Origin of the sequence: Pseudoalteromonas sp. CR1 (genome assembly GCF_019392235.1) — a bacterium.
GTDB lineage: Bacteria > Pseudomonadota > Gammaproteobacteria > Enterobacterales > Alteromonadaceae > Pseudoalteromonas.
This window is the reverse complement of record NZ_JAHXRM010000094.1, coordinates 1-348: the sequence shown is the minus strand read 5'-3', so window position 1 is coordinate 348 and position 348 is coordinate 1. Positions and strand designations below refer to the sequence as shown.

Sequence of the window (348 nt, the reverse complement as noted above, 5' to 3'; positions counted from 1 at the left end):
AAGCGCCAACAACAGCGTTTCGGTAAATTACTGGCCGAACTGCTGGGTTGATTGACGCTTCCCAAAACCGCTGCAAGGGCTTTACATTGGCACTTGTAGCGGTTTTGCGAGGGCCTGCGAAAAAACAGCGCTTCCCTAAACGCTGGTGATTTTTTAAACTGTTTAGTCCGCTCGCCCAACCGGGCAGCGCGCATCTTGCATTCGCTCCGAGGAATACCATGGCCCGCGTAACCGTTGAAGACTGCCTAGAACACGTGGATAACCGCTTTGAGCTGGTCATGCTCTCTACCAAGCGTGCCCGTCAATTGGCCACTGGCGGCAAAGAGCCACTGGTCCAGTGGGAAAACG

1 protein-coding gene is annotated in these 348 nt (G+C 54.3%); it reads left to right on the top strand.

The window, feature by feature from the left end; translation table 11 throughout:
* Window positions 1-218: 218 nt before the first annotated feature.
* On the top strand, window positions 219-348 hold a 130-nt coding region (rpoZ, locus tag KZZ04_RS18630), incomplete at its 3' end, for a DNA-directed RNA polymerase subunit omega (RefSeq protein ID WP_219423730.1).